23 protein-coding genes are annotated in these 24,786 nt (G+C 69.8%); 20 read left to right on the forward strand and 3 right to left on the reverse strand.

The genetic code is table 11. The features are described from left to right. The first annotated feature begins 24 nt into the window (after positions 1-24). The gene (locus tag KPL78_RS08985) at positions 25-1,182 is read left to right on the forward strand and encodes an ABC transporter permease (protein WP_219762606.1); all 1,158 of its coding nucleotides are present in this window, start codon (positions 25-27) and stop codon (positions 1,180-1,182) included. Then, on the forward strand, positions 1,182-1,967 hold the full coding sequence (locus KPL78_RS08990; protein ID WP_219762607.1) for an ABC transporter permease: 786 nt from the start codon (positions 1,182-1,184) through the stop codon (positions 1,965-1,967). Before KPL78_RS08985 ends, KPL78_RS08990 begins: the two co-directional genes overlap by 1 nt. Before the next feature lie 204 nt (positions 1,968-2,171). Here the strand turns inward: KPL78_RS08990 and KPL78_RS08995 are convergent, their stop codons facing one another. After that, positions 2,172-2,585 carry a zinc-ribbon domain-containing protein gene (locus KPL78_RS08995; protein ID WP_219762608.1) on the reverse strand — a complete coding sequence of 138 codons (414 nt, stop codon included), beginning with the start codon at positions 2,583-2,585 and terminating at the stop codon, positions 2,172-2,174. A gap of 80 nt (positions 2,586-2,665) precedes the next feature. Here KPL78_RS08995 and KPL78_RS09000 point away from each other — a divergent pair, with 80 nt between their 5' ends. The 11 genes from KPL78_RS09000 to KPL78_RS09050 all read left to right on the forward strand — a co-directional run bounded on the left by KPL78_RS09000 (position 2,666) and on the right by KPL78_RS09050 (position 15,899). Beyond that, complete coding sequence (locus KPL78_RS09000; RefSeq protein ID WP_219762609.1) at positions 2,666-3,340, forward strand: cell division ATP-binding protein FtsE; 675 nt, start codon at positions 2,666-2,668, stop codon at positions 3,338-3,340. Continuing rightward, entirely contained in the window at positions 3,333-4,190 is an 858-nt protein-coding gene (locus KPL78_RS09005; protein ID WP_219762610.1) for a cell division protein FtsX, read from the forward strand. Before KPL78_RS09000 ends, KPL78_RS09005 begins: the two co-directional genes overlap by 8 nt. Beyond that, entirely contained in the window at positions 4,187-4,834 is a 648-nt protein-coding gene (locus KPL78_RS09010; protein ID WP_219762611.1) for a YdcF family protein, read from the forward strand. Before KPL78_RS09005 ends, KPL78_RS09010 begins: the two co-directional genes overlap by 4 nt. Continuing rightward, positions 4,831-5,577, forward strand: coding sequence for a lysophospholipid acyltransferase family protein (locus tag KPL78_RS09015; RefSeq protein WP_219762612.1), 747 nt, complete (start codon positions 4,831-4,833; stop codon positions 5,575-5,577). The genes KPL78_RS09010 and KPL78_RS09015 overlap by 4 nt, the downstream gene beginning before the upstream one ends. Before the next feature lie 232 nt (positions 5,578-5,809). Then, positions 5,810-6,940 (forward strand): linear amide C-N hydrolase, encoded by a 1,131-nt coding sequence (locus KPL78_RS09020; RefSeq protein WP_219762613.1) that lies wholly within the window; start codon positions 5,810-5,812, stop codon positions 6,938-6,940. 119 nt (positions 6,941-7,059) lie between these two features. Then, positions 7,060-7,776: an MgtC/SapB family protein gene (locus KPL78_RS09025; RefSeq protein ID WP_255568808.1), complete on the forward strand. Its 717-nt coding sequence runs from the start codon at positions 7,060-7,062 to the stop codon at positions 7,774-7,776. A gap of 68 nt (positions 7,777-7,844) precedes the next feature. After that, positions 7,845-9,917 (forward strand): protein-disulfide reductase DsbD family protein, encoded by a 2,073-nt coding sequence (locus KPL78_RS09030; protein WP_219762614.1) that lies wholly within the window; start codon positions 7,845-7,847, stop codon positions 9,915-9,917. A gap of 644 nt (positions 9,918-10,561) precedes the next feature. Next, on the forward strand, positions 10,562-12,358 hold the full coding sequence (gene dnaG, locus KPL78_RS09035) for a DNA primase (protein WP_219762615.1): 1,797 nt from the start codon (positions 10,562-10,564) through the stop codon (positions 12,356-12,358). A 72-nt stretch (positions 12,359-12,430) separates the two neighbouring features. Next, on the forward strand, positions 12,431-14,350 hold the full coding sequence (gene rpoD / locus KPL78_RS09040) for an RNA polymerase sigma factor RpoD (protein ID WP_219762616.1): 1,920 nt from the start codon (positions 12,431-12,433) through the stop codon (positions 14,348-14,350). A 549-nt stretch (positions 14,351-14,899) separates the two neighbouring features. Next, positions 14,900-15,457 (forward strand): GNAT family N-acetyltransferase, encoded by a 558-nt coding sequence (locus KPL78_RS09045; protein WP_255568810.1) that lies wholly within the window; start codon positions 14,900-14,902, stop codon positions 15,455-15,457. Between the two features lie 223 nt (positions 15,458-15,680). Continuing rightward, positions 15,681-15,899, forward strand: a complete 219-nt coding sequence (locus KPL78_RS09050; RefSeq protein WP_219762618.1) for a DUF3126 family protein — start codon at positions 15,681-15,683, stop codon at positions 15,897-15,899. 22 nt (positions 15,900-15,921) lie between these two features. On the opposite strand, the gene KPL78_RS30650 is transcribed toward KPL78_RS09050, so the two are convergent. Together KPL78_RS30650 and KPL78_RS09060 are read right to left on the reverse strand one after the other, a co-directional pair. Beyond that, entirely contained in the window at positions 15,922-17,187 is a 1,266-nt protein-coding gene (locus KPL78_RS30650; RefSeq protein ID WP_219762619.1) for a hypothetical protein, read from the reverse strand. A 55-nt stretch (positions 17,188-17,242) separates the two neighbouring features. Continuing rightward, positions 17,243-17,695 (reverse strand): GatB/YqeY domain-containing protein, encoded by a 453-nt coding sequence (locus KPL78_RS09060; protein ID WP_219762620.1) that lies wholly within the window; start codon positions 17,693-17,695, stop codon positions 17,243-17,245. Positions 17,696-17,811: 116 nt separating this feature from the next. Between KPL78_RS09060 and carA the strand changes: the two genes are divergently transcribed. Genes carA through carB form a run of 7 tightly spaced genes read left to right on the forward strand, consistent with a single transcriptional unit; the run spans position 17,812 to position 24,776 of the window. Further along, a complete protein-coding gene (gene carA, locus KPL78_RS09065; RefSeq protein ID WP_219762621.1) occupies positions 17,812-19,188 on the forward strand; it encodes a glutamine-hydrolyzing carbamoyl-phosphate synthase small subunit in 1,377 nt (458 codons plus the stop codon). 57 nt (positions 19,189-19,245) lie between these two features. Next, entirely contained in the window at positions 19,246-20,004 is a 759-nt protein-coding gene (locus tag KPL78_RS09070) for an SDR family NAD(P)-dependent oxidoreductase (protein WP_219762622.1), read from the forward strand. After that, complete coding sequence (locus tag KPL78_RS09075; protein WP_219762623.1) at positions 20,004-20,636, forward strand: LysE family translocator; 633 nt, start codon at positions 20,004-20,006, stop codon at positions 20,634-20,636. Before KPL78_RS09070 ends, KPL78_RS09075 begins: the two co-directional genes overlap by 1 nt. Then, positions 20,636-20,935 (forward strand): hypothetical protein, encoded by a 300-nt coding sequence (locus KPL78_RS09080; RefSeq protein WP_219762624.1) that lies wholly within the window; start codon positions 20,636-20,638, stop codon positions 20,933-20,935. Before KPL78_RS09075 ends, KPL78_RS09080 begins: the two co-directional genes overlap by 1 nt. Continuing rightward, positions 20,932-21,219, forward strand: coding sequence for a hypothetical protein (locus tag KPL78_RS09085; protein WP_219762625.1), 288 nt, complete (start codon positions 20,932-20,934; stop codon positions 21,217-21,219). Before KPL78_RS09080 ends, KPL78_RS09085 begins: the two co-directional genes overlap by 4 nt. Beyond that, entirely contained in the window at positions 21,216-21,485 is a 270-nt protein-coding gene (locus KPL78_RS09090) for a hypothetical protein (protein WP_219762626.1), read from the forward strand. Before KPL78_RS09085 ends, KPL78_RS09090 begins: the two co-directional genes overlap by 4 nt. Positions 21,486-21,530: 45 nt before the next feature. Beyond that, positions 21,531-24,776, forward strand: coding sequence for a carbamoyl-phosphate synthase large subunit (gene carB / locus KPL78_RS09095; protein WP_219762627.1), 3,246 nt, complete (start codon positions 21,531-21,533; stop codon positions 24,774-24,776). Positions 24,777-24,786: the final 10 nt, after the last annotated feature.

Consider the following 24,786-nt stretch of genomic DNA (forward strand, 5'->3'; position numbering starts at 1 on the left):
CCCATGAACCGTCCGGCGCTGTTAATGGCGCCTCTCCTCCTCTTCCTGCTCCTCACCTTCGCCACTCCCATCGCCGCCTTCCTCTGGCGAGGCGTCAGCGACGCCGAGGTCGCCCCCGTCCTGCCCCGCACCGTCGCCACGCTGGCCGATTGGAACGGCACCGCGCTGCCGCCCGAACCCGCCTTCGCCGCCCTGGTCGCTGACCTGCGCGACGCCCGCGCGCGGGACCGCGACACCGGCGGCGGGTCCATCGCTCGCGCCGCCGCGCGCCTGAATGCCGATCGCCCCGGCTTCCGTGGCCTGCTGCCCATGACCGCACGGCGCGTCGAACGCCCCTTCCCAGGTCCGGCACAGGACGCCGTGTTCGCCATCAGCGAGGACTGGCGTGACATCGAGACCTGGGGCGCGATCCGCCGCGCCGGCGGGCCGCTCTCGGCCTTCCATGCGCTGACCGCGCTGGACCTGCAGCGCGACGCGACGGGGGCCGTGCGGCCGGTGCCGGACAACCAGGCGGTGTTCCGCGCCGTGCTGCTGCGCAGCCTGTGGATCTCGCTGCTGGTCACGGCCTGCTGCCTGCTGCTGGGCTGGCCGATGGCCTGGCTGATCGCGACCACGCGGGGTTGGGCGAACACGCTGCTGCTGGGTGCGGTGATGCTGCCCTTCTGGATATCCCTGATCGTCCGCACCGCGGCGTGGATGGTGCTGCTGCAGAAGGAGGGCGTGGTGAATGCGGCGCTCGGCAGTATCGGGATCGGACCGCTGACGCTGATGATGAACCGCTTCGCCGTGGTGCTGGCGATGGTGCACATCCTGCTGCCGTTCATGGTGCTGCCGCTGGTGGCCGCCTTCCGCGCGCTGGATCCACGGCTGCCGCGCGCGGCGGCTTCGCTGGGGGCGGCGCCATGGCTCGTGTTCCTGCGGGTGACGCTGCCCTTGTGCCTGCCGGGGATCGGCGCGGGCTGCCTGCTGGTCTTCATCCAGGCGCTGGGCTTCTACGTGACGCCGGCACTGCTCGGCGGGCCGAACGACCAGATGCTCGCCTGGTTCGTCGGCTTCTATGCCACGCGCTCGGTGAACTGGGGCCTGGCCGCGGCGCTGTCGATCATGCTGCTGGTGGCGGTCGGATTGTGCGTCGCGTTGTATGGCAGGCTGGCGGGGTTCCGCCGGCCAGGGGCGGCGTGATGGCGCGCGGGGCGCTGTGGGCCGTGGGCCTGCTGGTGGCGCTGTTCCTGATGGCGCCGATCGTCGCGATCCTGCCGCTGTCCTTCTCGGCCGGGTCCTTCCTGTTCTATCCGCTGCCGGGGCTGTCGCTGCGCTGGTATCAGGATTTCTTCGGCTCCGATTTCTGGCTGCCGGCGGCGTGGAACTCGCTGCTGATCGGCACGGCGGCGGCGGGGCTGGCGACGCTGCTCGGCACGCCGGCGGCCTTCGGGCTGTGGCGGATGACGGGTGCTTTCCGGGCGGTCGCCATGGGCGTCGTGCTGGCGCCCATGGTCGTGCCGGTGATCGTCGTCGCCGTCGCGCTGCTGCTGGCCTTCGGGCCGATCGGGCTGGTCGCGACCCATGCGGGGATGATCATCGCCCATGCGACGCTCGGCGTGCCCTTCGTGGTGGTGACGGTGCTGGCGGCGCTGGAGGGCTTCGACCCCGTCCAACTGCGCGCCGCCGCGGCCTGCGGCGCGGGGCCGCTCCGCGCCTTCTTCCGCGTCTGCCTGCCGCAGATCGCGCCGGGCGTGGCGGCGGGCGCGGTCTTTGCCTTCGCCACCTCGCTGGATGAGGTGGTGGTCGCGCTGTTCATCGCCGGTCCCGCGCAACGCACCCTGCCGCGACAGATGTTCGCCGGACTGAATGATTCGATCAGCCTGACGACGACCGCGGCGGCGGCTCTTCTGGTGGGGCTGTCGGTGTTGCTGCTGCTGACGGTCGCCTGGCTGCAGGGCCGCGGGAAGCGTCAGGCCGGCGGCTAGAGCACTTCCGGCGAGCTTCCGTTCACCAGCAACGCTCCAGGTGTTTGTTTTTGCGGCCATCTTCACCTGTCCAGATGAGTTCATCCGGACAGGATCGGCTCCAGCGCGTGACGGCCGCGGGTGGGGCTGCGCCGGAAGTCTGAATCACGCGATCAAACAATGGATTGGAGCATGATGGGTGAACGAACGTGAACCGAACATGCTCTAAGCGAGCCCCAGCGCCGCGAAGAGCCGCGTGCTCGCCGGCCAGATCTCCATAACCTTCGCGTGGAAGGCAAGAAGCCCGAGGATCGCCGCCACCACGACCACCAGGGAGGCGATCCAGGCCCCGACCAGCCCGCGCGGGGTCGCTGCTTCGTCCGGTGGCGTGCGCGCGACCATCGCCAGCGGTTCGGGTCGCGGCGGCGGTGCCGGTGGCGGCTCGGTGGCGACCTGGGGTTCCGGCACCGGGGGCGCCGCGGGCGGCGGTTCCGCGACCGGCGGCGGTGCCGGTGCCGCCACCCGCGGCAGCGCGAAATCCGCCCCGCAGCGCGAACAGCGCAGCGTCCGCGCCGGCCCGGCGAGCAGGCGGTCTGGCACCTCATAGGTCGCGGCGCAGGCGGGACAATCGATACGCATCGTTCTTCCATCCTCGACCGGCGCGCGCGATGCGGCAAGCAGCGGTTGAGGTGCGCGCGCCACGCAGGCAAAACATCCTCATGGTGCGATTCACCCGCGTGGGCCTTGCCTATCCCGATCAGCGCGGACGGCCAGGTCCCGAGGTCCTGCGCGACCTGTCCTTCACGCTCGGTGAAGGCTCCTTCACCTGGATTCTCGGGCCTTCCGGCGCGGGCAAGACCTCGGTGCTGCGCCTGATGCAGGCGGCGCTGCGACCGAGCGAGGGCGAGGTCGAGCTGCTCGGCATCCCGCTGTCGCGTGCCCGCCGGCGGGACCTGCCGGCGCTGCGCCGGAGAATCGGCGTGGTGCACCAGGAATTCCGACTGCTCACCCATCTGAACGCCTGGGACAATGTCGCGCTGCCACTGCGACTCGCCGGCATCGCCGAATCGACCATCCGCGCCGATGTCGCCGACCTGCTCGACTGGATCGGGCTGGCGGGCAAGGAAGCGCGGCGGCCCGAGGAACTGTCCGGCGGCGAGCAGCAGCGCCTCGTCATCGCACGCGCCGTGGTGACCCGCCCCGCTCTGCTGGTCGCCGATGAGCCGACCTCCGAGCTCGATCCGCGCCAGGGGCGGCGCACCCTGGCGCTGCTGCTGGAAATGAACCGCATGGGCACGACGGTCGTCGTCGCCACCCATTCCGAGGACCTGCCGCAGCGCCACGCGGGACGGATGCTCACCCTCGACGGCGGCCGGCTGGTGGCGGATGGCTGAGCCGAAGCGGCGGCTGGCACGCGATCCGCTCGGCCTGCGCAAGGCGCTCGCGGACCGGCTGCTGATCGGCCTGGTGGCCGCCATGGCGCTGCTGGCCGCGCTGGCCCTGGCCGGGCGCGCTGGCGCGGACCGCCTCGCCGAACGCTGGCGGGAAGGCGCGCAGGCCGCCGTCACCGTGCAGATCCCGCAACCCACGCCGGAGCGCATGCAGCGCGCCCTGACCGTGCTGCGGTCTCAGCCCGAGGTCGCGTCGGCGGAGCCCGTCGATCCCGCCCGCATGGCGGAATTGCTGCGCCCCTGGCTGGGCGGCGCCGAGGGGCTGCCCCTGCCCGGCGTGATCGAACTCCACCTCGCCGACCTGTCGGCCGATGCGACCCTGATCGGCGATCGCGTGGCCCGGGAGGTCCCCGGCGCCGTCACTGAAGCGCATGGCATCTGGGTCGCCCATCTCGCTGCGTTGGCGCGGGCGATCCAGGGGCTGGCGCTGGCCGTTCTCGGGTTGGTCGCCGGCGTGGCGGCCGCCGTGGTGGGTGTCGCGGTGCGGGCCGGCCTGTCGGCGCGCCGCGATGCGGTGCTGGTGCTGCACGGGCTCGGGGCGACGGACGCGGATGTCGCGGGGCGCTTCGCGCGCAGGGCGGCGTATCTCGCCGGCATGGGCGCGGTGATGGGCACGGTACTGGCCGTTCCGGCGCTGGCGGGCCTCGCATCCCTGGCCGGCCCCCTGGCCGGCGAGGCGTCCTGGCAGGGGCTGCCCTGGGTCGACCTGCTGTTGCTGCCGGTGATGGCAGGCGTGGTCGCCTGGATCGCGACCCAGGCGACGGTGCGTCGGTGGCTGCGCCGCCTGCCATGAGCGAGGAGGCCGCCGCGCCCGCGCCGCCACGCCGCCGCCGGCGGCTTTGGTGGGTCCTCGGGCTGGTGCTGGGCCTCGCGATCGCCTTTCTCCTGGGCTTCGCGGTCTTCGTCGCGCGTGCCTTCGATCCGGCGGCGCCCTCGATGCAGGAGACCGACGGCATCGTCGTCCTGACCGGCGGCAGCGAGCGCGTCGCCACCGGCCTGCGCCTGCTGGCCGAAGGCCGGGCACCGCGGCTGCTGATCTCCGGCGCGCATCCCGAGGCGGGGCTGGTCGGCATCATCGCGGCCGCCGGCCACGACCCGGCACCCTTCACGACTCGGGTCGCGATCGGGCGGGCCGCCGCGACGACGCGGGGCAATGCGGTGGAAACCGCGGCCTGGGCGCGGGCCGAAGAATTGCACTCGCTGCGCGTGGTCACCGCCTCGTACCACATGCCGCGGGCGCTGCTGGAATTGCGCCGCGCCATGCGGGGCGCGACGCTGGTGCCCCACGCCATCGTGCCGAGCACGCTGCGCGCGCCGGGGACGCTGTGGAAAGCTTCGACCTGGGCCCTTCTGTTCGGTGAATACGGACGCTACCTGCTCGCGCGCGCCGGCCTGTCGGCGCTGGCCAGTCCGCGGCGGGAGATTCGCGATTCATGACCATGCTGCGCTCGGCGCTGTTCAACCTGCTGTTCCTGGGCGGGACGGCGCTTGTCGTGCTCGCGGCCGTGCCGCTGCTCGCCGCGCCCCCGCCTGTGCTGATCGGCTATGTGCGGCTGTGGGCCCGCGCCGTGATCGGATTGCTGCGCATCGTCTGCGGCATCCGGGTCGCGGTGACAGGCCTTGAGCACATCCCCACCGGCGGCGCGATCATCGCCGCCAAGCATCAATCGGCCTTCGACACCGTGGTCTGGCTCGTCCTGCTGCCGCGCTGCGTCTATGTCCTGAAGAAGGAGCTGCTCGACATCCCGATCTGGGGCTGGCTCGCACGGCGCTGCGGGCATGTCGCCGTCGATCGCAAGGCCGGTGCGAAGGCCCTACGGGGCATGGTGCGGGAGGCCGGGGGCCGGCTCGCCGAGGGTCGGCCCATCGTGATCTTCCCCGAGGGCACGCGCACGGCACCCGGCGAGCACGTGCCGTACCAGCCCGGCGTCGCGGCGCTGGCCGCCGCGACCCATGCGCCGGTGGTGCCGGTGGCGACCGACAGCGGGCGCTGCTGGGGCCGGCGCGCCTTCCGCAAGCCGCCGGGGGTCATCCACATCTCGGTGCTGCCGCCACTGCCGGCCGGCCAGCCACGCGCCGCGCTGATGAACGCCCTGGAAACGGCGATCGAGGACGAAACCGCGCGCCTCCACGGCAGTGCGCATCCTGTGGATAAATCTGGGGAGAGAGGCTGCGGATAACTTCATCCAGGGGGTCAGGGCATTAGGTCATAGTACTGAAGATATTGAGTTTTTTTCCAAGATGCCCGGTTTGTGGATGAAGTGCCCCACCGGCGTGCCGGCGCGCACCGCACGGTGGCATCCCCGGCGGACCGGCAACTTGCGGAAACTCAACTTTTCGTGGTGCTTCCTGCGCTAGATTCGCGCGAAACGTGTGCGGGAACCAACCCGCCACGGGAAGAAGGAACGCAGCATGCGATGGGATCGACGCGGCCTGCTGGCCGCCGGGCTCGGCCTGGGCGCCGCCGGGTTGCTGGCGCCGCGCCAGGCCGAGGCCTGCACAGGCATCCGGCTGAAGGGCGCCGATGGGTCTGTCATCTTCGCCCGGACCCTCGAATGGGGCACCTTCGACATGATGCCGCGGCTGGCCGCGGTGCCCTCGGGCATCGCGTTGCAGGCGGCTGACAAGATGCCCGACGGCAAGCCCGGCATCGCCTGGACCGGCCGCCACAAGGCGCTGGCGATCTTCGCCCTCGGCAAGCCCGTGGTCACGGACGGGCTGAACGAGGCCGGCCTTGTCGTCGGCATGTTCTACCACCCGGGCACGGCGGTCTATGCGCCCTATGATCCCGCCCAGGCGGCCCGGTCCATGGCGATGACGGACCTCGCGGGCTACCTGCTGACGAATTGCGCGACGGTCGCCGAGGTGCGCGCGGCGCTTGCCGATATCCGCATCGCCCCGGTGGTCGAGCCGGCCCTCGGCTTCCCAGCACCGGCGCATGTCATCGCCATCGAGGAGAGCGGCCAGGCGGTGGTGATCGAATCGCTCGAGGGCGCGCTGCGCGTCTTCGATGCGCCCTTCGGCGTCATCACCAATTCGCCCAGCTACGACTGGCACATGACCAATGTGCGGAACTATCTGGAACTCTCGCCCGCCGATCGCGGCCCGCGCCGCGTCGCCGGGGTGGAGCTGGCGCCGATCGGGGTGGGGTCGGGGCTGCTGGGTTTGCCGGGGGACTATACGCCGCCCAGCCGCTTCATCCGCGCCGCGGCCTATGTGGCGACCGCGCGGCACACCACGGGCGGCTTCGACACGGTGCGGGAGAGCTTCCGCATCCTCGACAATTTCGACCTGCCCGTGGAAGCGGTCAGCCAGGAGCGGGGCGCGCCGGGCCAGCCGCAACTGATGTACAGCGCCACGCAATGGACGGTGGCGAGCGATATCCGCAACCGCGCCATGTACTACCACACGCAGTTCAACAGGACGCTGCGCCGGGTGAAGATGGCCGATGTGGACTTTGCGTCGCTGGGCGGCCGGGTGGCCAGCCGGCCACTGGACGATCCCCGGGAGGAACCGATCCGGGACGTGGTGCCGCGCCCGTAGCGCGCGGCCGTCAGCGGGCGCCTCGCCACCCTCGGCATGACGATTTCATGGCGGTCCGCCGCATATGCGATCGCATGGTATGAGGGTCGCGTCCTTTTCCCCCGCGCGGTGCCTGACCCTTGCACTTCCTGACCACGATCCAGCCGATGGCGCTGCTCGACAGCGCCTTCAGCCTCTTCGTCGCCTTCGTCCTCGGCACGCTAGTGGGAGTGGAACGCCAGTTCCGCCAGCGCAGCGCCGGGTTGCGCACCAACACGCTGGTCGCCGTCGGCGCCGCCGCCTTCGTCGACATCGCCCAGCGCCTGGCCGGCGATGCCGAGGCGGTGCGCGTCATCTCCTATGTCGTCTCGGGCATCGGCTTCCTGGGGGCCGGCGTCATCATGAAGGAGGGGCTGAACGTCCGCGGCCTGAACACCGCGGCGACGCTGTGGTGCTCGGCGGCGATCGGCGCCGCGGCGGGGTCGGATCTGGTGGTGGAGGCGGTCCTGATCACCGCCTTCGTCCTGGCCGGCAATACGCTGCTGCGGCCCGTGGTGACCTGGATCGAGCGTCGCCCGCTCGACCAGACAGGCACCGAGGCGCGGATCGAGGTCCGCATCACCACCGACGCCCGGCACCTGGCGGCGATGCGCCGACATCTGATCGAGCGCCTTCAGGCCGCGCAGTATCCGGTCGCCGATGTCGAGGTGATCGAACGCGGCGAGGACGTCGTCGAGGTGACTGCCGTGCTGGTCAGCACCGTCGTGGTGACGGCGGAGATCGGGGCGGTGGTGGCCGAACTGTCCCGCCACCCGGCCATCAGCGACGCCGCCTGGGAAAGCAGCTCCCTGGAATGATCCCCGGCCGGCCGAAATTCTTCGTTACGGGACTTGCGGCGCGGTCCGGGGCACCTTTCTTTCCCGTCATGTTGCAAGTGCTCACCGTCCTTGCCGCCGTCCTCGCGCTCGCGCCCGCCGCGCGGGCGCTTGAGAGCGCGCCTGTCACCTCCCCCCGCGCGACGGTCACGGTGCTCGCGGACCATGACGCCATCGCGCCGGGACAGACTTTCCGGATCGCGCTGCGCCAGCGCCTCGCGCCTGGCTGGCACACCTACTGGATCAACCCGGGGGATGCGGGGCAACCGCCCGAGGTCGCCCTGACCATGCCCGAGGGCGCGACGAGCGCCCCGATGCAGTTCCCCGCGCCGCAGCGCATCCCCTTCGGACCCCTGGTGAATTTCGGCTACGAGGGCGAAGCGGTCTTCACAATCCCGGTCACCGCCCCGGCGGGCCTGAAGCCGGGCGAGACCTTCCCGATCCAGGCCGATGCGACCTGGCTGGTCTGCGAGCGCATCTGCATCCCCGAGGAAGGCACCTTCCGGCTCGACATCCCGGTTGAGGCCGCGGGGCGTCCGGCCGACGCCGCCACCGGCAGCCTGTTCATCGCCGCCGAGGCTTCCCAGGCCCGCGCCGCCCCTTTCAGCGCGACCTATGGCTTCCAGGACGGCGCCGGGGCCATCGCGATCTCCGGCCCGGGCATCGCGCCCGGCGCGGTGCGCGAGGCCTTCTTCTTCCCCGAGCCCTGGGGCGTGATCGACAACGCCGCGCCGCAGCCGATGACGGTCGCGGACGGCACGCTGCGGCTCGGGCTGACGCGCGGCGGGGCGGAGAGCCTGCCATCCTCGGTGGCTGGCGTGGTGGCGATCACCGATGCCGCGGGCGTGCGCGGGGCCTATCTGATCTCGGCGCCCCTGGGCCCGGTGCCCGCGGCTGGCGCGGCGGCCGGGCTGCCGCTGTGGCAGGCGCTGCTGTTTGCCGCCCTGGGCGGGCTCATCCTGAACCTGATGCCCTGCGTCTTCCCGATCCTCGCCATGAAGGCGGTGTCGCTCGCGAAGCTGTCCGGCGCGGCGCGCGGGACGGTGCGGGCGCATGCGGTGTCCTATACGGCGGGGGTGGTGCTGTCCTTCCTCGCGCTTGGCGCGCTTCTGGTCGGGCTACGGGCGGCCGGCGGTGTGGCGGGGTGGGGGTTCCAGTTCACCTCGCCGGTCTTCGTCGCGGCCATGGCCTGGCTGATGCTGGCGGTCGGGCTGAACCTGTCGGGCGTCTTCGCCATCGGCGGGCCGGTTTCGGCCGGCAGCGGGCTCGCGGCCAAGGGCGGGCATGCCGGGTCCTTCTTCACCGGGATGCTCGCCGTGCTGGTGGCGACGCCCTGCACGGCGCCTTTCATGGCCGCGGCGATCGGCGCGGCGCTGGGCATGAGCGCGGCCGAGGCATTGGCCGTATTCGCCGCCATGGGGCTCGGCATGGCCCTGCCCTACGCGCTGCTCGGGGTCTTCCCCGCCCTGGCCCGGCTGCTGCCGAAGCCCGGCCTGTGGATGGAGCGGCTGAAGCAGGGCCTGGCCTTCCCGATGTATGCGGCCGCCGCCTGGCTGGTCTGGGTGCTGTCGGAACAGGCCGGGTCGATGGCGGTGCTCGCCGTGCTGGGCGGCGCCGTGCTGATCGGCTTCGCCGCCTGGGCGATCGGCATCGCGCAGCAGTCGGGTGGACGCATCGCCCGGGCGGTGGGGGTCGCGGCGGTCGTCGGCGCCCTTGCCCTGCTGCCGGGCCTGCATGCCGCCCCCGCGCCCGCCCAGGCCGCCGGCGCGGACCATGGCGAGCCCTGGTCCGAGGCCCGCCTTGCCGCGCTGCGCGCCGAAGGCCGCCCGGTCTTCGTGAACCTTACCGCCGCCTGGTGCATCACCTGCAAGGTGAATGAGCGGGTGGCCCTCGCGACCGATGGGGTCCAGCGCGCCTTCGCCGACAGCAACATCGCCTATCTGACCGGCGACTGGACCCGCGGCGACCCGGCCATCACCGCCGTGCTGCGCGCCCATCAGCGGGATGGGGTGCCGCTCTATCTGTTCTACCCGGCGGGGGGCGGTGCGCCGCGCATCCTGCCGCAGATCCTCACCGAAGGGATCATCCTCCAAGCCATTGCCGAACCGCGAGAGAGCACATGACGGCGAGGTTCACCCGCCGCGCCGCCCTCGGCGCCGCCGAAGGGCGGCCGGTGCAGCAGGCGAGCACGCCGCCCTATGGATGCGCGACCAAGTATGTCGGGGCGTGACGGGTGATTGGAGGGGGCTTTGCCCCCTCCAAACCTCCCCCACCAAAGGCCACAGGGCCTTTGGAAACCGTCACTTGGCATGGGGCATCACGGTTCGGCCCAAGGCCGGGAGTCGTTCTCGCGCGCCGAGGATGCGCGGGTCCCTGGCCGTTGCCCTCATTCTTCCGCTGCGGAAGCTGGAGGGGCGCCGCCCCTCCAAACCAACCCCGCGAAGGCCGGAGGGCCTTTGCAGCCATCGACCTGGCTCTATGCGCCGCTGGCAGGACGTCCGTCGAAAGCCGCCCTTGCGCCCGCAAGGCGTTTCGAGGGCACGAAGGTGACCGCCCCTCCCAACACCAAGTGCCTGCGGTCCAGGCGCTCCAAGCATCTGGCGGGGTGGTTCGGAGGGACAGAGCCCCCCGATCTTCGGCTGCGGAACCAGCCCGGCAATGGAGAATGGCGTCCGGGCCTCTGACGGGGTGAGGTCCGGAGCGGGGCAGAGCCCCTCTCCGCGCGCGTGCAATCATCGCGGCGCGAGTCTAGTTTCTCCGGCTTCCCATGGCCCTGCCCCCCGCATTCCTCGACGAGCTGCGCGCCCGAACGCCCCTGCCCGGGCTGATCGGGCGGAAGACGCGGCTGACCAAATCGGGGCGGAACTGGAAGGGCTGCTGCCCCTTCCATGGCGAGAAGACCCCCTCCTTCTACGTCTATGACGACCATTTCCACTGCTTCGGCTGCGGCGCGCATGGGGATGCCATCACCTTCGTCATGCGCGCGGACGGCGCGTCCTTCCCCGAGGCCATCGAGCGCCTGGCGGCAGAAGCCGGGATGGATGTGCCGAAGCCATCGCCGCAGGAAGCTGCGCGAGAGCGGCGCGCGCGCGATCTGCATGCCGTCATGCAGGCGGCGGCCGAAGCCTATCATCGCCGCCTCTTCCTGCCGGAGGGACGGCCGGCGCTGGACTACCTGCTGCGGCGGGGGCTGAAGGACGCGACGATCCGCGACTTCCTGCTGGGCTGGGCACCCGGCGGCCGGGGCGCCATCCAGGCCGACCTGAAGGCCGAGGGCGTGACCGAGGAGCAGTTGCTTGAAGCCGGGCTGCTGCGGGCGGGCGAGGCCGGGGATCCGCCCCGCGACTTCTTCTTCTCACGCGTCATGTTCCCCATCCGCGATCGGCGCGGACGGGTAATCGCCTTTGGCGGGCGCATCCTGGGCGACGGCCAGCCGAAATACGTGAACAGCCCGGAGACGCCGCTGTTCCGCAAGCGGATGGGGCTCTACGGCCTGGATCTGGCGCGGGAGGGGGCGTTTCGCGGCGCCTCGGTCGTCGCGGTCGAGGGCTATATGGACGTCATCGCCCTGCACCAGGCCGGGTTCACGGGAGCCGTCGCGCCGCTCGGGACCGCGCTGACGGCGGAGCAACTGGAAGAGCTGTGGCGGCTGAACCCCGAGCCGGTGCTGTGCTTCGACGGCGATGCGGCAGGCGCGCGGGCGGCGGCGCGGGCGGCGGAACTGGCCCTGCCACTGATCACCAGCGAACGGACGCTGCGCTTCGCGACCCTGCCGGCCGGGGAGGACCCTGACACCCTGACCGCGAAGCGCGGCCCGGCGGCATTCCAGGCCGTGCTCGACGGGGCCCGGCCGATGTCGGATGCGCTCTACGGTCTGATTGCCGAGGGGCGCCCGGCCGCGACGCCCGAACAGCGCGCCGCGCTGCGCAACCGGTTGAACGCGGCAGCAGGGGCCATCGCCGACAAGGCGCTGGCCGGCGAATACCGCCGCGTGCTGCTGGACCGGTTCTTCGCCGCATCCCGCCTGCGGCCAGGCCAGCGCCCGCCGCCCCGCCGCGCCGCCCGGCCCGCCATATCCGAAGGCCCGGTCCGCGCCGAACGCGCCCGGATGATGTTCGCCATCATTCTCCGCCACCCCTGGATCCTGCCCCAGGTGGAGGAGGCGATCGGGCTGCTCGACCTGCCGCCGGGACCCGCCACGCAACTGCGGGACGCGATTCTCGCATGGGGTGTGGCCTCGGAACCGCTTGACTCTGAAGGTTTGATCGCCCACCTCGCCCATCATGGCGCGGAAGATGCGGTTGCCTGGGCTCTGATGCCCGTGGGCCTCCCCTTCGCAGCGGGGCCGGAAGCCCTGCCGCGGGAGGTCGAGGAAGGCTTCTGGCACTTTTTCCTGCGCCTGCGCGGCGAGGCGGAATTGATCGAGGATCAGCGGGAAGCCCGGCAGAGTCTTGCCGAAACGAATGATCCTTCGGCGCAGCGCCGATTGATCCTGGTGACGGAGGCGCTGGACGCGCTCCGCCGCGGCGAGGGCGCCGCGGAGGCGTCGGGCGACGCCGCATAGGGTAGAGGGTGGTTTTCTCGGGCATCCGGCTGCGATCGGATGCCCGAAACCGTTGGACGGAGCGGAGTACGCATGGCGAGCAAAGCGGCGGCAGGGGCTGAGACGGTCGAGACGCGGGACGAGCAGGTCGAAGGACTGCTGCTGGATACCCAGTCGGCGGCCGTGAAGAAGCTCATCGCCCGCGGCAAGGAGCGTGGCTACGTCACCTACGACGAGATCAACGCCGCCCTGCCGCAGGACCAGGTGTCCTCCGAGACCATCGAAGACACGATGGCCACGCTGAGCGAGGCCGGGATCAATGTCGTCGAGGCCGAGGAGAACGAGGACGGCGAGGCCGCCGCCAAGCCGGCCGAGAAGAAGGATGACGACGAGGAGGAATCCGGCGGCAACGTCGATGAGGAATCCCTCGGCCGCACCGACGACCCCGTGCGCATGTATCTGCGCGAGATGGGCTCGGTCGAGCTGCTGTCGCGCGAGGGCGAGATCGCCATCGCCAAGCGCATCGAGGCCGGCCGCGACATGATGATCGGCGGGCTCTGCGAGAGCCCGCTGACCTTCCAGGCCATCCTGCGCTGGCATGAGGCGGTGCGCGCCACCCCGGCCCGCATGCTGCTGCGCGACGTCATCGACCTCGAAGCCACCCAGTCCGCCGGCAACCCCGACGGCGCGCCCGCCGAGGCCGCCGAGGAGGAATTCGAGGAAGGCGACGAGGGCGAGGGGATGGGCCTGTCGCTCTCCGCCCTGGAAGAGAAGCTAAAGCCCGAAGTCCTCGCCAATTTCGCCGAGATCGAGAGCCTCTACGGCAAGCTGCTGAAGCTCACCTCCAAGCGCATGGACGCCTACCATGCCGGCGAGGAGCTCGTGGGCCGTGGCGAGAAGACCTATGAGAAGTCGCGCCGCGACCTGATTGCGCTGGTGGAGAAGGTCCATCTCCACAATAACCGCATCGAGGAGCTGGTCGACCAGCTCAAGGGCCTGAACCGCAAGCTGACGGTGCTGGAAGGCCAGGTCCTGCGCCTCGCCGAGAGCCAGAAGGTCAAGCGCGAGGACTTCCTGCAGCATTGGCGCGGGTCGGAACTCGACCCGGCCTGGCTGGAGCGGGTCGGCGCCCTGCCGTCCAAGTACTGGAAGGCCTTCGTCGCGAAGCACTCGGCCGAGGTCGACCAGATCCGCGCCCGCATCACCGAGGTCGCCAACACCACCGGCATGCCGATCGGCGAGTTCAAGCGCGTCTATGCGACCGTCTCCCGCGGCGAGCGCGACATGACCCAGGCGAAGAAGGAGATGATCGAGGCCAATCTCCGCCTCGTGATCTCCATCGCCAAGAAGTACACGAATCGCGGCCTGCAGTTCCTGGACCTGATCCAGGAAGGCAATATCGGCCTGATGAAGGCGGTGGATAAGTTCGAATACCGCCGCGGCTATAAGTTCTCGACCTACGCGACCTGGTGGATCCGCCAGGCGATCACGCGCTCCATCGCCGACCAGGCGCGGACCATCCGCATCCCGGTCCACATGATCGAGACGATCAACAAGCTGGTTCGCACCAGCCGGCAGATGCTGCACGAGATCGGCCGCGAGCCGCAGCCCGAGGAGCTGGCCGAGAAGCTCGGCATGCCGCTCGAGAAGGTGCGCAAGGTGCTGAAGATCGCGAAGGAGCCGATCTCCCTCGAAACGCCGATCGGCGACGAGGAGGACAGCCACCTCGGCGACTTCATCGAGGACAAGAACGCGGTCATCCCGCTGGACGCCGCGATCCAGTCCAACCTGCGCGAGGCGACGACCCGCGTGCTGGCGTCCCTGACGCCGCGCGAGGAGCGCGTGCTGCGCATGCGCTTCGGCATCGGCATGAACACCGACCACACGCTGGAAGAGGTCGGGCAGCAGTTCAACGTGACGCGCGAACGTATCCGCCAGATCGAGGCCAAGGCGCTGCGCAAACTGAAGCACCCGAGCCGGTCGCGGAAGCTGCGGTCGTTCCTGGATAATTGAGGGCGAGACCGAGAGGGCTTTCCCCGCGCAAGGCCGAGAGGCCTTCCTGAGGGCTTGTTTGCGTTCACGGGCGGAACCGGCGGGGCCGTGCCTCTCCGGACATCCCCGCCATCGCGGTCCCACTGACGTTGCCATGAAACGTCAGTGGGTGCCCCCGGTGCTTGGAGCACCTGGACCGCAGGCATCTCGCACACAGCAGAAAGCCCGTATTGGCCCCTCGAAGCCCGCCTCGTGCGCAAGAGCGCGCTTCGCCACCATTCCGTCAGCGGCGCCCGGCACCACGTTGAGGTCCGCGAAGGCCTTTCGGCCTTTGCTGGGGTGGCCTGGAGAGGCAAAGCCCCTCCAACTCGTCACCGGAAACAAGCCGGCCTTTGAATATCGATTGTGGTGCGCGGCACAAGATCCGGCGGGCAGGCAGCAGTTCGGCCTGGCGGTTGAGGCGAGCGGGCCAGGGTCCGCCTCCCGCCCGCAGAGCGCCTCTGTTGACCACGCCCTTCGCCATCGCGAGAGTCGCGCCATCAGGAGAGGGTCGCACGAATGGCGGCAACGATGAATGAGATCGAGGAAGTGACGGTCGACGTCACCTTCCTGCGGATGGACACGCCGCCCAGCGATCCGTCCCGACCCCTGCCGCCCGATGTCCGTGTGGAACAGGCGCGGCACTGCTCGGTGCCCTTCTATCGCTACCTCTATGACACGGTGGGCGAACCCTGGCTGTGGTGGATGCGCCGCACAGCCACCGATGCGGAGCTCTCGGCGCTGCTGTCCATGCCCGCGGTGTCGATCCATGTGCTGATGAAGGATGGCGAACCCGCGGGGTTCTACGAGCTCGACCGCCGTTATCCGCATGCGGTGAACCTCGCCTATTTCGGGCTGATGCCCTGGGCGATCGGCACTGGGGTGGGGCGCGCTTTCCTGCGCCATGCGGTTGATACCGCCTGGGCCGCGGGCAAGCCGGCGGTGACGGTGAATACCTGCACGGCGGATCATCCGCGCGCCCTGCCCTCCTATGTGGCCGCAGGGTTCCAGAGGCTGCGCACGGTGCGGGAAGTCTGGCCGGTGCCGAGGCGGCTCGGCCTTCGGGTGCCGCCGCATCTGGGGCGCTGAGAGACCGTTTGGACATGCGCCGGTCGGCGCATGTCCATGTCCGGCACCGACCCGCATCCCCACCCGGCACCCAATTCAGCATGCTGTTGTCGGGTGACCGGGCGGGGATGCGGGCCGGTGCCGGACTTTTCAGACGATCTCTGACGCCGCGGAAATCCGGCGGATTTGCACCCGCAGCCCGCCGGGTCTATCCAGCCGGCCTTCCAGACACAGGGAACCCAGCATGACCCCGGCTGAACGCGCCGCCGTCCAGGCGCATCTGCGCCGCCTCTTCGGCAACAACCGCATCGCCGTCACCGCCCCGGAACGCAAGGGCGCGAGCGTCGAGCTGCGTGTCGGCGACGAGTTCATCGGCACCGTGCACCGCGACGCGGAGGATGGCGAAGTGTCCTACGCCGTCCAGATCGTGGTGCTGTCCGAAGACCTCGAAATGCCGAACTGACCGGGCTTTGGCCGGGGCGCCGTCAGGGCGTTCCGGCCGGTTGGTCCGATGGCAGGCGGCCCCAGGCCGTCCTGGCGGCATAATGCTCGATCAGCGCCTCGAGGTGCGGCGAGCGGATGCCGGAGAAGTGGCACAGGAAATCCCCTGGCTGCCAGACGCTGCGCGCCATGGTCCGGTAGAACCGGTTCCTCTCCTCGGGGAAGGCGTTGAAGACCCGCGGGTCGTCCACGATGGTGATATGCTGGGTGATGTCGTTCGAGAGCGCCATCAGCGCCTTCAGCGCGTATTGCTCCCAGGTCCCGTTGGTGATGTCCGCATCGAACAACCAGACCAGGTCGAGGACGCGCCGGATGGCAGGACCGTCCTCAAGGAACATCACGCCGCAATTGATGCCGGCCTCGTCTTCGGTCAGCGTCAGCGACCCGTTGGGGGAGCGGGCGCCGAAGGCGGCATCCAGGTCGAAAGCGGGATTGGTGATCAGCGCATCGGCATCGACGAAGGCCACGCGATCGAAGCCCTGCGCGAACAGGTGCATGATCAGGGCAATCTTCATCCAGGATGGCGGCCGGTCGATGTAGCTTGGCGGGTCCGACAGGATCGCGTGGCTGATGCCGCGCGCCTCGGCATAGGCCTCGTGCGAGAGGATGGCGGGCCGGATCTTGGCGAGATAGGCCTCCCCGAGTGCGACCGTGCACAGCACCGTCGTCCCGGCGCGCCGCGTGATCCGGGGCGCGAGAGCACCCACCGCGGCGCGGAAGGGATAGCTTACGCGCGGCGGGGGGACGATCTCCTCACGCAGCGCGGCCAGGTGGTCGAGAACGATCGGATTGGCGAGGATGTTCGCGACGCGCGTCGTGGTGAAGAGCCGCGCCAGGTCCGCCCGGATGGCGTCGGCACGCTGCACCAGCGCGGCCATCTCCTGCCGGATCGCGGCCGTTTCGGCCGGGTCGGCAGCCGCCACCTGCCGGGCAGCGACGGCTTCCTCCCGGAATGCTGCGGCATCCTGCCGGAGCGCCGCAAGTTCCTGCCGGGCGACGGCCGTCTCCTCCCGGGTTCCCGTCGCCTCCTGCCGGCTACCGGCCATCTCCTGCCGGATCTCCGCCACGTCCTGCCGGGTCCCCGCCATCTCCCGCCCCGCCGCCGCCAGATCCTGCCCGATGCCGTCGAGCCGGCGCTGGAACTGCAGGATGGCGTCCTTGAGCTTCGCGTAGAGCAGCCCCGCAACAATGCCCGCCAGGATGAGCAGCACGAGGACGGCCAGGCCGGTCCAGGAGATCGTCTCAGTCATGCACAGTGCGCCTCTCTGATACCCCGTTTCACGGGTCGCCCGGCGCCGCGCGGGTTCAGCCGCCCAGGCGCGCCTTCACCATCGGCCCGGCCTTGGCCATGTCCAGGGTCGCGGCGTGCTTCGCGCGCAGCACGGCCATGACCTTGCCCATGTCCTTGATCGAGGCAGCGCCTGTCTCGGCCACCGCGGCCTCGACGGCGGCGGTCATGGCGGCCTCGTCCATCTGCTGGGGGAGGAAGCTGTCGATCACGGCGATCTCGGCCTCCTCCTTCGCAGCGAGTTCCTCGCGGCCGCCCTGGCGGTAGAGGGCGACCGATTCCGCGCGCGACTTCGCCATGCCCCGCAACATGGCGATGATGCCGGCCTCGTCCACCGGCGGGCCGGGGCGGGCGGCGATGTCGGTGTCCTTCAGCTTGGCCTGGATCATGCGGAGCGTGGAGACGCGCTCGGCATCCTTGGCCCGCATGGCGGTCTTGAGCTCGTCCAGGAAGCGGTCGCGGAGCGACATGGCAATGGTTCCTCGTCTGTTGGGCGCCCTATAGCGCAGGGTTCGCGCGGGAGGAAATTTCCCACCCGACTGATTCAGCTTGCGCTGGGAAATCCATTCCCGATATGTCTCCCGCCATGCGCACCGTGGAAGACATCATCGGGCTGCTCGGGGGTTCCGAGGCGGCAGCGAATCATTGCGGCGTCGGCACCGAGGCCATCCGCAAATGGCGCCAGGCCAAGGCCATCCCGGCCAAGCACTGGCCGGCGATCCTGTCCGCGACCGGCCTGTCCCTCGCCGATCTTCCCGGCGCGCCCACGGAAACCCAGAAGACGGAACCCGATATGAACGCGGCCGATACTCCCCCCGAAGGTGCGACGGGCTGCCTGGTGCTGGCCGATGGGACGATCTTCTGGGGCCGAGGCTTCGGGGCCGAGGCCGCGACGGTCGGCGAGATCTGCTTCAACACGGGCATGACCGGGTATCAGGAGACGCTGACCGACCCCTCCTATGCCGGGCAGATCATCACCTTCACCTTCCCGCATATCGGCAATGTCGGGACGAACCCCGAGGATATCGAGACCATCACCCCGGCCGCGCGCGGCCTGGTTGTGAAGCAGGACGTCACCGAGCCGTCCAACTACCGCGCCACGAAGAACCTGCGGGATTGGCTGGTGTCGCATGGCATCCCGGGCGTGTCGGGCATCGATACCCGTGCCCTGACCGCGCGCATCCGCGACCTGGGCGCGCCGAACGGCGTCATCTGCCACAAGGCGGATGGGAAGTTCGACATTGCCGCGCTGAAGGCCCAGGCCGCCGGCTGGCCGGGGCTGGAGGGGATGGACCTCGCCAAGGAGGTCACGACCCGCCAGACCTTCGCCTGGAACGAGACGGAATGGGCCTGGCCGGAGGGCTTCGGCATCCAGGCGGCGCCGAAGCACAAGGTCGTCGCGGTGGATTACGGGGCGAAGCGCAACATCCTGCGCTGCCTGGCCTCGGCCGGCTGCGAGGTGGTGGTGGTGCCCGCCACCGCGACCGCGGAGGACATCCTGTCCCACAAGCCGGACGGCGTCTTCCTGTCAAACGGCCCCGGCGACCCCGCGGCGACGGGCGCATACGCCATCCCGGCGATCCAGGGCGTGATGGACGCGAAGCTGCCGGTCTTCGGCATCTGCCTGGGGCACCAGCTGCTGGCGCTCGCGCTGGGGGCGAAGACCTACAAGCTCGCCCGCGGGCATCGCGGGGCAAACCAGCCGGTGAAGGACCTGACCACCGGGAAGGTCGAGATCACCAGCCAGAACCACGGCTTCGCGGTCGACCCCAAGACCCTGCCGGGGAATGCCACGGTGACCCATGTGTCCCTGTTCGACGGGACCAATGAGGGCATCGCCGCGACCGACCGCCCGGCCTTCTCGGTGCAGTACCACCCGGAAGCCAGCCCGGGGCCGAGCGATAGCCACTACCTCTTCCACCGCTTCGTGGAGATGATCGAGGCGCACAAGGCCGGCGCCTGAGCCGGCCGCGCGACCGACCGGATCGGCCGCGCGGGCGATAGGGAGAGGGAAACACGGATGTTCGACCTGAAGGGGCGCGTCGCGCTCGTCACCGGCGGGAATGGCGGCATCGGGCTGGGCTTCGCGCGCGGGCTGGCCAAGGCCGGTGCCGCGGTGATGATCGCCGGGCGCAACGCCGAGAAGAACGCCGCGGCGGTGGCGGAGCTGAAGGCGCTCGGCGCCATCGCCGCCAGCGCCCAGATGGACGTGACGGATGAGGCGTCGATCCGCGAGACCGTCGCGACCACGGCCGATCGTTTCGGCCGGCTCGACATCCTGGTGAACAATGCGGGCACCAATATCCGCCGCCGTCCGGAGGAATACCGGATGGAGGACTGGCACACGGTGCTCGCCACCAACCTGACCAGCGGCATGATCGCGGCGCAGGCGGCCTATCCCTGGCTGAAGAAGCACGGAGTCGGGCGGGTCATCAACAACGGGTCGATGCTGTCGATCTTCGGGCTTCCGTTCCATGCGGCCTATGGCGCGTCCAAGGGCGGGGTGGTGCAGATGACGAAGTCGCTCGCCGTGGCCTGGGCGCCGGACGGGATCACGGTGAACGTCATCCTGCCGGGCTGGATCGACACCGACCTGACGAAGAAGGCGCGGCAGGACATGGCCACGCTGAACGAGGACGTGCTGCGCCGGACGCCGTCCAAGCGCTGGGGCGATCCGAAGGATTTCGAGGGGGTGGCGGCCTTCCTCGCCTCCGACAGCGCGGCCTTCATCACCGGGGTGGCGATCCCGGTCGATGGCGGGTTCTCGGTGCACGGCTGATGCCCTCGATCCAGACCCTGCTGGTCTTCGCCGCGCTGTCCTTCGGGCTCGCGGCGACGCCGGGGCCGAACATGCTCTACCTCGTCTCCCGCGCGCTGGCGCAGGGGACCGGGGCGGGCCTGGTGTCGCTGGTGGGGTGCCAGTTCGGGTCGCTGGTGATCATGCTGTGCGCGGCGGCGGGGCTGACCGCCGCGCTGTTCGCCGTGCCCTATGCCTGGGACGTGCTGCGCATCGGCGGGGCGATCTATCTGGCCTATCTGGCGTGGCAGTGCCTGCGGCCGGGCGGGCAGCCGATCTTCGCACCGCGGGCGATGCCGAAGGAGCCGCCTGGGCGGCTGTTCGCGGTGGGGTTCGCGACCGCGGCGCTGAACCCCAAGGTCGCTCTGTTCTACGTGGCGGTGCTGCCGCCCTTCATCGACCCGGCACTGGGTAGCGTCTTCGCGCAGGGCGCGGCGCTGGGGGCAGTGCAGATCGGCGTCGCGATCGTCTTCGACGGGCTGCTGGTCTATGGCGCGGCGGGTGTCGCGCGCTTCCTCGGCACGCGTCCGGCCTGGATGGCGGCACAGCGCTGGATCCTGGGCACCGCGCTCGCGCTGATCGCGGTGAAGCTGGCGACGGAGGGGCGGCGGTGATGATGTATGGCCTGGATGCGCTGGCGCATGGGGCGGTGGCAGCGTTGCTGACGCTGCCGCCGGCACTGGTGCTGTTCTGGTGGCTGACGCGGCCGCTCGCGGTGGCGGTTCGGGCGCTGCGGCCCTTCGTCAGCGCCTGCGCGGCCTTTGGCCTGTCGATGGCGGCCTCCGGCACCTGGGCCCTGACTTTCGAACGTTCGAGCTACACCGACGAAGCTATGGGCGGGGCGCTGATCGGCGGCGGCCTGGTCGGCCTGATCGGCTTCCTGATCCTGCTGGCGCTGCCGCATCCGCCATGATCCGCCATACGCTCGATGCCCAGCTCGGCGGCGCCATGACCACCTTGATGGCTGCCCTTCCCGGCGCCGCGGTGTTCTGGCTCGCCACGCGGCCGATACGCGACGGGTCCCGTGGCCTGCGCGCCTTCCTGATCGCGGGCGCCTCCTATGCGGCGATGCTCGTCGCCGCGGGCGTCGTGGCCTTCCTGATGGAGCGCCCGGCCCAAGTCGGCGACGCCCTGATGGGTGCGGTGATGGGTGGCGTTGTCGTGGCGCGGATCCTGCCGCAGCCGGAGGCGACATGATGTCGGCTGCCGCGCTCGGCCTTTTCGCGCTGGCCTATTCCGGCGTCGTGCTCTTCGCGCTGGCGCATGCGCTGCGGCGCATCCTGCCGCCGGTGCGCGCGGCCTGGACGGCCTTCTTCCTCTCCGCCGCCGTGCATGGCGCGACGCCCTTCCTGATGGCGGATGAGGAACGCTGGCTGCCGCTGACCCTGTTCTGGCTGCTGCCACACCTGCTGATCCTGCCGCTGCTGCTGCTCGCGGCGCGACGACAGTCCGCCGCAGCGTAGCCAGCCCCTTCTTCGATCTTCCTTTCGCCAGAGGCCCTTACCCCCATGCCGAAGCGCACCGACATCAAGTCCATCCTCATCATCGGCGCGGGCCCGATCGTCATCGGCCAGGCCTGCGAATTCGACTATTCCGGCGCCCAGGCCTGCAAGGCGCTGCGCGCCGAGGGCTATCGCGTCATCCTGGTCAATTCCAACCCGGCGACGATCATGACCGATCCGGGCCTGGCGGATGCGACCTATATCGAGCCCATCACGCCCGAGATCGTCGAGAAGATCATCGCGAAGGAACGCCCCGACGCGCTGCTGCCGACCATGGGCGGGCAGACCGCGCTCAACACCTCGCTGAAGCTCGCCGAGGCCGGCGTGCTCGCGAAGTATGGCTGCGAGCTGATCGGCGCGAAGGCCGAGGTGATCGACAAGGCCGAGGACCGGCAGAAGTTCCGCGATGCCATGTCGAAGATCGGCATCGAGAGCCCGAAATCGACCATCGCGCATACGATGGACGAGGCGCGCGAGGGGCTGAAGGCGGTGGGGCTGCCCTGCGTCATCCGTCCGTCCTTCACCCTGGGCGGCACGGGCGGCGGCATCGCCTACAACCGCGAGGAATTCGAGCAGATCGTCTCGGCCGGCCTGTCGGCCTCGATGACCAGCGAAGTCCTGATCGAGGAAAGCGTCCTCGGCTGGAAGGAATTCGAGATGGAGGTGGTCCGCGACAAGGCGGACAACTGCATCATCATCTGCTCCATCGAGAATCTCGATGCGATGGGCGTGCATACGGGCGATTCCGTCACCATCGCCCCGGCGCTGACGCTGACCGACAAGGAATATCAGCGCATGCGCGATGCCTCCATCGCTTGCCTGCGCGAGATCGGCGTCGATACCGGCGGGTCGAACGTGCAGTTCGGCATCAACCCCGCCGATGGCCGCATGGTCATCATCGAGATGAATCCGCGCGTGTCGCGCTCCTCCGCTCTGGCATCCAAGGCGACCGGCTTCCCGATCGCCAAGGTCGCGGCGAAGCTGGCCGTCGGCTACACGCTGGACGAATTGCAGAACGACATCACCATGGTCACGCCGGCGAGCTTCGAGCCGACAATCGACTATGTCGTGGTGAAAATCCCCCGCTTCACCTTCGAGAAGTTCCCCGGCACGCCGGCAACGCTGACGACGTCCATGAAGTCGGTCGGCGAGACCATGGCGATCGGGCGGTCCTTCGCGGAAGCCTTGCAGAAGGGGCTGCGCGGGTTGGAGACGGGGCTGTCGGGTCTCGACGACATTCCCGCCCCCGGTGACGGGTCGGCCCAGGCCTTCCATGCCGCGCTGGCGACGCCCAAGCCCGACCGGGTGCTGGTCGCCGCCCAGGCGATGCGCGCCGGCGTGTCGATCGAGGAAATCCACGAGGCCTCCAAGTTCGACCCGTGGTTCCTGCGCGAGATCGAGAAGATCGTGCAGGCCGAGAACACGGTGCGCGAGATCGGCCTGCCGCAGACCGCGACCGCGCTGCGCAAACTCAAGGCGCTGGGCTTCTCCGACGCGCGACTGTCCGTGCTGGCGGGCGTGAAGGAAGCCGATGTCGCGGCGCTGCGCGGCAAGCTCGGCGTGCAGCCGGTCTACAAGCGCATCGACACCTGCGCGGCGGAATTCGCCTCCGAGACGCCCTACATGTACTCGACCTATGAGGGCGGCTTCGGCGTGCCGGTCTGCGAATCGCGGCCGACCGGGCGCAAGAAGGCCATCATCCTCGGCGGCGGGCCGAACCGCATCGGCCAGGGCATCGAGTTCGACTATTGCTGCGTCCATGCCTGCTACGCGCTGCGCGACGCCGGCTACGAGACCATCATGGTCAACTGCAACCCGGAGACGGTGTCGACCGACTACGACACCTCCGACCGCCTGTATTTCGAGCCGCTGACCGCCGAGGACGTGATCGCCCTGATCCGCAAGGAACAGGAATCCGGCGAGGTGCTGGGCTGCATCGTGCAGTATGGCGGGCAGACGCCGCTGAAGCTGTCCCAGGCGCTGCACAAGGCGGGCATCCCGATCCTCGGCACCTCGGCCGAGGCGATCGACATCGCGGAGGATCGCGAGCGCTTCCAGATCCTGCTGAAGGGCCTCGGCCTGAAGCAGCCGAAAAATGGCACCGCGCGCACGCTGGACGAGGCGATCACCGAGGCGAACCGCATCGGCTACCCGGTCGTCGTGCGTCCCTCCTACGTGCTCGGCGGTCGCGCGATGGAAATCGCGCATAATGACGAGCAGCTTCGCCGCTTCGGCGCCGAGGCGGTGAAGGTCTCGGGCGAGAACCCCATCCTGATCGACCAGTATCTTCAGGATGCGATCGAGGTCGATGTGGACTGCATCTGCGACGCGGATGGCGCAGTCTATGTCGCCGGCGTGATGGAGCACATCGAGGAAGCCGGCATCCATTCCGGCGATTCCGCCTGTTCCCTGCCGCCCTATTCCCTGCCGCCGGCGATCGTCACGGAACTGAAGGCCGAAACGGAAGCCATGGCCCGCGCGCTGAAGGTGCAGGGGCTGATGAATGTCCAGTATGCGGTGAAGGATGGCGAGATCTACGTGCTGGAAGTGAACCCGCGCGCCTCGCGCACCGTGCCGTTCGTTGCCAAGGCGACCGGCATCGCAGTCGCCAAGATCGGCGCGCGCGTGATGGCGGGCGAGAAGCTGTCCGCCTTCACCCTGGATGACGACGCGATCTCCCGCCACGTCGCGGTCAAGGAGGCGGTCTTCCCCTTCAATCGCTTCCCGAATGTCGACGTCATCCTCGGACCCGAGATGAAGTCCACCGGCGAGGTGATGGGCCTCGACCATTCCTTCGAGCGCGCCTTCCTCAAGTCGCAGCTCGGCGCGGGGGTGAAGCTGCCGGAGGAAGGGGCCGCCTTCATCTCGGTCAAGGACAGCGACAAGGCCGCGGCGGTGACGCTCGCCCGGCGGCTGACCGAGATGGGCTTCAAGCTGCTCGCCACCCGGGGCACCGCGGCGCGCATCCGCGACGCCGGCTTCGAGGTCCAGATCGTCAACAAGGTCCTGGAAGGCCGGCCGCATTGCGTGGATGCGATCAAGTCCGGTGACATCCAGCTGGTGATCAATACCTCGGGCGGCGGGCAGTCGGTGGCGGACAGTTTCGACATCCGCCGGTCAGCCCTGACCCATGGCATTCCGCACTACACCACCGCGGCGGGGGCGCGGGCGGCGGTCCATGCCATTGCGGCCCTGAAAGCCGGAACCCTTGATGTGGCGCCCCTGCAAGCGTATTTTGCTACGTCGTTCTGACCGCATGGGG

The sequence above is a fragment of the Roseomonas alba genome (assembly GCF_019430885.1).
Taxonomy (GTDB): domain Bacteria; phylum Pseudomonadota; class Alphaproteobacteria; order Acetobacterales; family Acetobacteraceae; genus Neoroseomonas; species Neoroseomonas alba.